Source organism: Corallococcus sp. CA041A (assembly GCF_003612075.1).
Taxonomy (GTDB): domain Bacteria; phylum Myxococcota; class Myxococcia; order Myxococcales; family Myxococcaceae; genus Corallococcus; species Corallococcus exiguus.
The window spans coordinates 1-9035 of record NZ_RAWF01000343.1 but is presented as its reverse complement, the minus strand read 5'-3'; the positions used below and the strand labels follow the sequence as shown (position 1 = coordinate 9035).

Annotated in this window: 8 protein-coding genes and 1 pseudogene; 5 read left to right on the top strand and 4 right to left on the bottom strand. The window is 68.4% G+C overall.

What is annotated here, in order from left to right:
• Positions 1-106: pseudogene (locus D7V77_RS37785) on the bottom strand (IS5/IS1182 family transposase); the annotation flags it as partial.
• Between the two features lie 45 nt (positions 107-151).
• A complete protein-coding gene (locus tag D7V77_RS37780; RefSeq protein ID WP_120581090.1) occupies positions 152-1129 on the bottom strand; it encodes an alpha/beta hydrolase in 978 nt (325 codons plus the stop codon).
• Between the two features lie 172 nt (positions 1130-1301).
• Here D7V77_RS37780 and D7V77_RS37775 point away from each other — a divergent pair, with 172 nt between their 5' ends.
• The 4 genes from D7V77_RS37775 (at position 1302) to D7V77_RS37760 (ending at position 5690) form a co-directional block, all read left to right on the top strand.
• Entirely contained in the window at positions 1302-2825 is a 1524-nt protein-coding gene (locus tag D7V77_RS37775) for a GMC oxidoreductase (protein ID WP_120581089.1), read from the top strand.
• Between the two features lie 98 nt (positions 2826-2923).
• The gene (locus tag D7V77_RS37770) at positions 2924-3541 is read left to right on the top strand and encodes a TetR/AcrR family transcriptional regulator (RefSeq protein WP_120581088.1); all 618 of its coding nucleotides are present in this window, start codon (positions 2924-2926) and stop codon (positions 3539-3541) included.
• A complete protein-coding gene (locus D7V77_RS37765) occupies positions 3538-4743 on the top strand; it encodes a multidrug effflux MFS transporter (protein WP_120581087.1) in 1206 nt (401 codons plus the stop codon). The genes D7V77_RS37770 and D7V77_RS37765 overlap by 4 nt, the downstream gene beginning before the upstream one ends.
• A 62-nt stretch (positions 4744-4805) precedes the next feature.
• Positions 4806-5690: a class I SAM-dependent methyltransferase gene (locus D7V77_RS37760; RefSeq protein ID WP_158629154.1), complete on the top strand. Its 885-nt coding sequence runs from the start codon at positions 4806-4808 to the stop codon at positions 5688-5690.
• Between the two features lie 7 nt (positions 5691-5697).
• On the opposite strand, the gene lnt is transcribed toward D7V77_RS37760, so the two are convergent.
• Together lnt and D7V77_RS37750 are read right to left on the bottom strand one after the other, a co-directional pair.
• Complete coding sequence (lnt, locus tag D7V77_RS37755; protein WP_120581085.1) at positions 5698-7290, bottom strand: apolipoprotein N-acyltransferase; 1593 nt, start codon at positions 7288-7290, stop codon at positions 5698-5700.
• On the bottom strand, positions 7287-7916 hold the full coding sequence (locus tag D7V77_RS37750) for a hypothetical protein (protein ID WP_120581084.1): 630 nt from the start codon (positions 7914-7916) through the stop codon (positions 7287-7289). The genes lnt and D7V77_RS37750 overlap by 4 nt, the downstream gene beginning before the upstream one ends.
• 79 nt (positions 7917-7995) lie before the next feature.
• Between D7V77_RS37750 and D7V77_RS37745 the strand changes: the two genes are divergently transcribed.
• Positions 7996-8853, top strand: coding sequence for a hypothetical protein (locus D7V77_RS37745; RefSeq protein ID WP_120581083.1), 858 nt, complete (start codon positions 7996-7998; stop codon positions 8851-8853).
• The last annotated feature ends 182 nt before the right edge of the window (positions 8854-9035 follow it).

Here is a 9035-nt window from a genome sequence, read left to right as displayed (position 1 = left end):
GCACTTCGCGGTGGTCCTTGTTCGGTCGGCCCCGCGCGGGTTTCTGGGGCGGCAGCAGTCCTGCCAGCCGCTCCCATTGGGCGTCCGTCAGCTCTCCTCGGCTCATGCCCTCCTAACACCCGGCTCCACTCGAACTATTTGCGGACACGTCCTAGCGGGCTCCCGCCTCCTTCGTCCGCCGTGAAGGCTTCTTCGCCGGAGCCTTCTTCTCCACGGGCGTCTCCACCGAGGGAGTCACTCCCTCCACGGGCTTCAACGCCTTGTCCGCGAACTCCAGCAACCGGCGCGGATACTCCGTGGGCGCGGCAGCGGCGAAGTTGCCATGCGAAGCACCGGGGATGCGCCACGTCTGCGCATACGACGAGACGTGCGCGAACAGCTCGTCCATCAGCGGCTGCCCGGACTCCTCCGTCCCCGCGACGATGAACAGGGGCCGGGGCTTGATGTGGTCCACCGCGTCGAGGGTCCGCACCTCGTCCAAGGCAATCCCCCGCCGCCAGAACGGGACCAGCGCCCCCGTCTGGGTCACCACGCCGAAGCGGCGGAAGTCATACGCCGCCGCCAGCCACAGCGTGTTGAACGGAGACAGCAGCACCACCGCCGCGACCTGAGGGTCCTTCGCCGCGACCTCCGCCACCGCCGCGGATCCGATGGAGAACCCGAGCGCCCCCACGCGAGCCGGATCCACCTCCGGCTGAGCCCGCACGTACGCCAGCGCCGCGCGCACATCCTGGCGCTCCTTGTCACCCCAGGTGGACGTCTCGCCCCCGCTCTGCCCATGCGCGCGCAGGTCGAACAGCAGCACCCCATATCCCCCGTCGCGCAGCACGCGGGCCTCCGGCACCAGGTCCATGCGCGTCTGCGACAGGCCATGAGCCAGCACCCACGCCGCCTTGTTCCGGGACGGCAGGTACCAGCCGCGCAGCTCCACCCCGTCATCCGTGCGCAGCGTCACCTCACGCGCGTCACCGAAGTCCGCGGGCAGCACCGCAGCCGGCCTCGGGTAGTGGAAGTACTGCTCGGAGCGCCACGCCGCGCGGCCACCCAACGCCAGGGCCACCAGCAGCAATGGCAACACCAGCACGCTGAGCACCCGCCCCCACCGAATCCGCGTCAACAACCCAGCCATGTCCGCCCCTCTCCGACAGCAAGCGACCCGTACTCCAGAGCGGAAGTCACCGCCCCAGGCTTGTGTTGGCTCCTGCCAGACATCTAGACCTATAGGCGCCAATAGGGTCCTGATTTACAATTTAGGCGAACTTTAGCAGCGGCGGCAGACTGACCGTCCTGGGTGAGCAGGCATGAAGACGTCGAAGACGGTCTATGACGCGGTGGTGGTGGGTTCGGGAGCCTGCGGGGGATGGGCGGCCAAGCAGCTGACGGAGGCAGGGCTCCAGGTGCTGGTGTTGGAGGCGGGCCGAGGAGCGAACGCGGACCGGGCGCTCCACCTGATGCACCGCGTGAAGCAGAAGCTGGGCTACCGCATCGAGTCGGACGCATCCCGCAAGTCGCGCCAGTCCATCCAGGCCACGAGCTTCGCGTGGCCGTTCCATCCGCACGCCTTCGTGGATGACGTGGACAACCCCTACACCACGCCGCCCGACGCACCGTTCGCCTGGATTCGAGCGAGGCAGGTAGGCGGGCGGACCAGCGTGAAGGCTCACGGCCGCCAGTTCTACCGGCTGTCTGACTTCAACTTCCACGCGGGCAGCCTGGACGGATTGAGCCCGGACTGGCCGCTGTCGCACTCGGACCTGGCGCCGTCCTACGAAATCGTGGAGCGGTGGATGGGCCTGCGAGGCAACTCGGACGGCGTGGACACGCTGCCGGACTCCGTCTTCTCCGGTCCCGCGCCGCTGTCCCCCGGCGAGGTCCGCCTGCGCGAGAAGGTGAAGGCCCGCTGGCCCGACCGCCACGTCGTCGCCCGGCGGACGGCGAACGCGCCGGTGACGCTGCCGGCGGCGCTGCGGACGGGGCGGCTGACGCTGCGCTCGCACGCCATCGCCAGCCACATCCTGCACGACCCGAACACGGGCCGGGTGACGGGGGTGTCCTTCATCGACGCGAACTCCGGCACCTCCGAGGAGGTGCACGCGAAGGTGGTGGTGGTGGCCGCGGGCACCATTGAATCCACGCGGTTGCTGTTGCACTCGCGAAACCGGGCGTTCCCGGACGGCCTGGCGAACAGCTCGGGGCTCGTGGGCCAGCACCTGATGGACCACATGTACCTGCGAGGCATCGAAGCGAGGATGAACCTGCCCGCGCACCTCCACCAGAAGGAGCACGGCTGGGCGTACATCCCCCAGTTCCGCAACGTCACCGAGCGCCACCCCAACTTCGCGCGAGGCTACGGCATTCAGGTCTTCACCTTCGACGACCAGATGCACATGGTGCCCTTCGGAGAGATGGTCCCCCGCGCGGAGAACCGCGTGACGTTGAGCGCGACGGTGAAGGACCGCTGGGGCATTCCTGCGGCGCACATCGAGTGCCGGCACTCGGACAACGATCTGAAGATGACGGAGGACGCGGTCGCCTCCTGTCTGGAGATGTTGGAGGAGGCGGGCTGCACGGTGGAGCAGGTCAACAAGCAGCTCTCCGACCCGGGCATGGCCATCCACGAGGTGGGCACCGCGCGCATGGGCAAGGACCCGAAGACGTCCGTGCTCAACCCGTTCAACCAGAGCTGGGATGTGCCCAACCTCTACGTCACGGATGGCTCCTGCTTCCCCTCGCAGGGCCCGCAGAACCCCACCCTGACGATGATGGCGCTCACCGTCCGCGCCTGCGCCCACCTGGTGGGCGAGCTCAAGGCCGGCCGCATCTGATTTCCCTCGGAAGCTGACGCGAGGGGCCCGCGAGAACGGGCCCTTGCACGACTGGCGCGAATTTATTACCTACCAGTCAGTAACTAACCCTTCGCGCCATGTCCCGTCCCCCACGCGTCACCGACCTGCAGATCGACGAAGCGGCCCGAGCCGTGTTCCTGGCGCAGGGTCCATCCGCGCCGCTGCAGGACATCGCGAAGCGGCTGGGCATCTCGCAACCGGCGCTGCTGCACCGGGTGGGCACCAAGGAGGCGCTGATGTCGCGAGCCCTCCGCCCCGTCCCGCCCACCGCGCTGGCACTGCTGGAGCCAGGGCCCAGGGACAACGCCCCCATCGAGGACCAGCTCCTGGAAACGCTCCTGCACCACCGGGACTTCCTGCGCCAGCTGGTGCCCTGGTTGTTCGTGCTGCACTACTCCGCACTGGGTGGCGCGAGGGCCCTGCACCTGGAGACACCGCCCCCTGTCGCGCTCAGGGAGGGGCTGACGAAGTGGCTCACCCGGGCGAAGCGAGCCGGACGGGTGGACCTCGCCGAGCCCCGAGTCGCGGCGGAAGCACTCTGTGGAGCGCTGGAAGCCCGCTGCTTCAACGCCCACGTAGGCGGCGCCACCTACGCCCCCGGCGATGACAAAGCCGTCCTGCGCCAGCTCATCCGGGTGCTGCTGACGCCAGGAGAAGCGCCCGCACGAAAGCCTCAGAAGAAGACCGCCAGATGACGACCGCCACGCCCAAGCTGTCCCGCTCCACGGAGGGAGCCGGGCTGATCATCCTTCTGGGGGCGCTCATCGGCTTCGGGCCGCTGTCCATCGACATGTACCTGCCGGCGTTCCCCGCCATCGGCGAATCACTGCGAGCGACAGCAGGAGAGGTGGAACGCACGCTGGCGGCGTTCTTCGCGGGGCTCGCGGTGGGGCAGCTCTTCGCGGGACCGGTGAGCGACCGCTTCGGCCGCACGAAGCCGCTCTACGTGGGCCTGGTGCTCTACGTGCTGGGCTCCATCGGCTGCGCGACGGCGCCATCGGCGGAATTCCTGGCGGCGTGCCGGTTCGTGCAGGCGTTGGGTGGCTCGGTGGGAATGGTGACGGCGAGGGCCGTCGTGAGGGACCTGCACTCGGGAGCAGCGGCGGCGAGGATGATGTCGCGCCTGGTGCTGGTGATGGGCCTGGCGCCCATCCTGGCCCCGCTGCTGGGCGGCTGGGTGCTACGAGCCGCGGGCTGGCGAGCCATCTTCGGAAGCCACGCGGTCATCGGCCTCATCGCGCTGGGAGCGGCATTCGCCATCCTGCCGGAGACAGCACCCCCGAGGAACGGAGCCGCCCCATCCAAACCCTTCCAGGCGATGTGGGGCATCACGAAGGCGCCAGACTTCCTGGGGCCTGCGCTGGCGGCGGCGCTCGCGCAGGCAGGGATGTTCGCGTACATCGGCGGTTCGCCCTTCGTGTTCATCACGTTGCACGGCGTGAAGCCGGAGCACTTCGGCTGGTTCTTCGGAGCGAACGCCGCAGGGCTGGTCGCGGTGTCGCAGCTCAATCACTGGTTGCTGGCGCGCTCCTCGCCCGAGCGGGTGTTGAAGCTGGCGGTGCGAATCGCCGCGCTGGCGGGGCTGGCCCTGGTGACGGTGGCATCGACAGGCATTGGAGGGCTGTGGGGCATCGCGCTGTCGCTGTTCGTGTTCGTCTCCACGCTGGGAGCCATCACCCCCAACGCGACAGCCCTGGCGATGGAGCAGCACGCGAAGCAGGCAGGCATCGCGTCAGCGGTGCTGGGAGCGCTGCAGTTCATGCTGGCCGCGGGAGCCTCCGCGATGGTGAGCGCAAGCCACGACGGCACCGCGAGGCCCATGGCCTTGGGAGTCGCCATCGCCGCCCTGCTCGCCCTGGGAGCACTGAGCCTGGCGAAGCGAGCCCCCGGGCACTGAGCCGAGGGCCCCGAGGGTGGGATTGACACTCCGGAACGCGAAGCCCGATGGTGCGGTGCGAAATGCTCGCACCCTTCTACTCCGCCTGCCCTGTCTGCAATGAGACCGGATCCCGACCGGTCGTTGCGTTCCAAGAGCTGAGCTACGGCCGTTGCACGGGCTGTGGGCTCATCTACAAACGGGAGCAGAAGCCAGGGCTGGGCGAGGGCTACGAAGAGAAGTACTTCAAGCACAACCGCGCGAAGTACCTGAGCCGCTGGGACCACCGGGTGCGCAAGTGCCTGAGGCAGGTGCTGGTGTGCCTGGAGTACGCGCCGCACGCGAAGGACCTGCTGGATGTGGGGTGTTCCGCGGGATACGTGTTGGAGGCAGCGCAGCGCGCAGGCCTGAAAGCCACGGGGCTGGACTACTCCCAGTTCACGGTGAACCTCTGCCGCGAGCGAGGCTACACCGCCGAATACGGCTCGCTGACACAGATGCCGTTCCCGGACGCGTCCTTCGACATCATCACGTTGAAGCACACGCTGGAGCACGTGGATCAGCCCATGGATGGGCTGCGAGAAATCCAGCGCGTGTTGAGGCCAGGAGGCGTGGCCTTCGTCATCGTGCCGGACGCGGCCTACTACAAGATCATCGTGATGCCCCGGAAGGGCCGCTCGTTCCGCCCGGACCGGCGAGGCTGGCAACACCACGTCTACTTCTACGAGCACAACCTCGCGGACGCCTGCGCCAGGGCCGGAATGCAGCCCGTGAAGGCAGGCAAGGACATCCTGCGCCGGAGACTGGCGAAGGGCCTCCGAGCCCCCTACGAATACGCACGCTTCGCCTTCCTCTGGGCCTGGGTCCAGGTCTGCCGGCTGACGCACATGCGCAGGGAAATCCAGGTCATCGCCCAGAAGCCCAAGGCAGACGCACAGCTCCCCGCCCCGCACGCCGAAGCCGCCTGAGCACGCGTCACACAGGCCGGCGAATCCACACCCCCAGCACCACGGCCAGCACGAGCGCCACGGGCCCCAACCAGTCGCCCCAAGCCCCCGCGAGTGAACTCAGCCGCTCCGCCGCCGGCACACGCATCACGGTGCCAGCGCGCTGATTGTCCTCGAGTTCGGCGGTCCACGTCCCCGCGGGGTCGATGAACGCGGAGATGCCCGAATTGGTCACCCGAATCTGTGCCGTGCGCGTCTCGATGCTCCGAAACGCCGCATGCATCAGGTGCAGCCGGGGCGCGGGGGTGCCGGAGAACCACGAGTCATTCGACAGCGTGAGAATCAGGTCCGCCCCCTGGCGCACCTCCGCTGCGACGTAATTGGGAAAGACGGCCTCGTAGCAGATGAGCGGAGCGACCTTGAGCACGCGGCCGCCGTTCAACCGGAAGTCCACCAGCCGGGGACCCGGGCCGCGCTTCCATCGACCGGTCCACGGAAGCATTGCGCGCAGGCCGGGCGTGTCCACCGCATCCGGAACCCACTCCGTGAGCGGGAAGAGCATCGTCTTCCGGTATGCGGACTGAGCCAACTCGCCCGTCGCGGAGGGGCCCAAGAACATGGCGGCGTTGAACTCCCGTTCACCGTCCAGGTCGTACGTGCCGAACACCAGAGGAACACCGCGCTCCGCCACCCACGAGCGGATCTCATCATCGAGCGCGCCGCCGTCCTCGCTCTTCGGAGTGCCGAACGTCGTCGGATACACCGTCTCCGGCCACACCAGCAGGTCCAGTGGCCCTGAGCGCAGCAGCGCATCCGACATCGCGTAATGCGTATCCAGGATGTTGCGAACAACCTCGTAGGTGCCCTGCTCCGCGGCCAGCTTCTCGATGTTGGTGATGTTCGCCTGCACCGCCCCCACCACCAGCGACGGAGCCGAGTGCACCGCCGAGCGCACCTGCCCCAGCCGCACCCATCCGTAACCCCACCCCACCACCGCCAGCACAACCGCCAGGACCACCGGCCTGAGTCGCAAGCCCCGCTGAGAAGCCAGTCCCTGAGCGACCGAGACGACACACTCGTTGATGAGCAGCAGCCCCAGCGTGAGCCCCGGAGCGCCAGCCAGGTCCGCGCCCTGGCGCAGCGTCTCCGAAGCATAGAGGGCGTGGCCCAGCGTCTCGGCGAACAGCTTGGGCGCGAACCACTCGGTGCCCACGTACACGAGCGCAGTGAGCACGGGAGGCACCCACGCCAGGCGCGGCACCTCCGCCACCCGCCGGCGCGCGTACCACCGCACCCACGCTGCGGTGATGAACTGGAGTTCCAACACAGGCGCGATGAGCAGGAACACGCCCCAGCACAGCCACACCGGAGCATGGGAGTACGCCGCGATGGCGCCCGGAAACCAGCCGAACACCGCCGCGGTGAACGTCACCGACAGCAGCACGCCCAGCCCCACGGCCCCCCGAGCGGAACGGACCCCGTCCAAGGCCGCGAGCCACGGTGCCATGGCCACCACGCCCAGCCACACCCAACCGGGTCGCAGCTGTCCAAACACTGCGAACAGCACGGTGGTCGCCGCGACGCCCAGGAGCGCCCCGGCCCACCCCTTCACGGACGTCACTGCGAGTCCTCGTCCTCGACAGGAATCTCCAGCAGCCGGTGAGGCATGCCGGGGGGAGCCATCTCCTCGGGCACCACGCGGTTCTCGGGGATGGGGATGGGCTGCCCGTTGGCGTCCTTGGGCGTGAAGTCCGGATGGAACATCAGGATGGCCGCGAGCGGCTGCCCGTTGTCCGTCGCCTGGTAGTGGCGCATGTAACCAGGGGGCAGCTCGAAGTCGTCGGGCACGACGAGCCCCCGCTTCAGCGGCTTGGTGCCGCGCTGGTACAGGGCCGTCCCGCTCTTGCCCTCGGAAGGCGGCGGGTCATCGACAGGCATGGGGGCAGGCTCCTCCACGGGCATGGGCGCGGCGACATGCGCGACCGCAGGGCGCACGGAAGGGCGCGCGGGTTCCAGGGAGGGAGCCACCGGCGCAGGGCGCTCGGCCACCACGATGGGGGGCAGGTCCTCGACAGGCACAGGGCGGGAGAGCCACCAGAGGCATAGCCCCACGCACAGGCCGGTGATGGCGACGGCACCACCGATGAGCCGTGAGCCCACACCACCTGAGGACTCACGCGAGGGCGTCACCCGCGTCACGCCATCGGAATCCGTGCGACGTTCAGGGCCAGGCTGCGGGGAACGCATGTTTTGAGGGGCCTCCGGGGTGCGTATGCTACGGAAGCCGCTCGTATCGAGGCAATGCGCGCGCGGCCATGCCCCTCCCATGACCGTCGACGCGTCGAGCCCCTTCCCCATCCACGCCTTCACACCCCGTCTGCGCGCGCTGGGAGCGCTCCTGCACGCCACGGGGCTGGGCACGCTCTGCTACTTCACCGCGCTGCTGTTCAAAGACGTGCTCGCGGGCACCCAGACGCTGGCACCCGTACCGCTGGCGACAGGACTCGCGGTGGGAGCAGTCCTGCCGCGCATCGCGCTGCGCCTGTTACAGCGAGGAACGAGGGCCACGGTCACGGTGCGGCCGGAAGGCCTGGTGCTCACCCAGTCAGGGGGAGCGCACTTCGAGATTCCCTTCGAGGCACTGGAGTCCATCCGCCCGTGGCGTCTGCCCCTTCCAGGCCCGGGACTGACACTCCGGCTGCGAACAGGGCGGGCTTTCGACTACGGCCTGGCAGTGCAGGCCCCCATGCCCCTGCTGGAGGCGATGGGGACGCTCGGAGAAGCACGAAATGATCCGCGAGTGCGATACGCCCAAGCACGGAGCGAGAAGTGGCGCAGGCGTTGGTACGACCAGGCCCTGAAGTACGGCCTGGTGCCCGGAGTGCTCGCCGGCATCTTCTTCCGAGCGCACCAGTACATCTCCTTCGGAGGTCCGTTCGGAGAGCTCCAGATGTACGGATGGACGTCGTACCTCACGTCCTTCGCGCGCACCTGGTTGCCAGTGTTCCTGGCCCTGCTGTTGTTTGGTTGTTTCTGGAGAGCCTTCGCAGAAGCGCTCTGCTTCGGCGCCGCGTGGCTGGGTCCCCGGTGGGCACGCAACGTACGCACCGGCGCGGAGTGGACCTGCCGGGCGCTCTATTACGTGGCCCTGCCTGTCTTTCTCGCGGTGCGGCTGCTGGGCTGATTCGCAAAGACAGCCATCAGCGTGCGCGGATCAACGCGCAAAGCCAGACGGAGGAACAAGCCCGCAAAGACAAAGCCCCTGGCGCCTTGCGGCACCAGGGGCTTTCAAAAAGAATCCGGCAGCGACCTACTCTCCCACGCGGTTTCCCGCGGAGTACCATCGGCTCTGGAGGGCTTAACTTC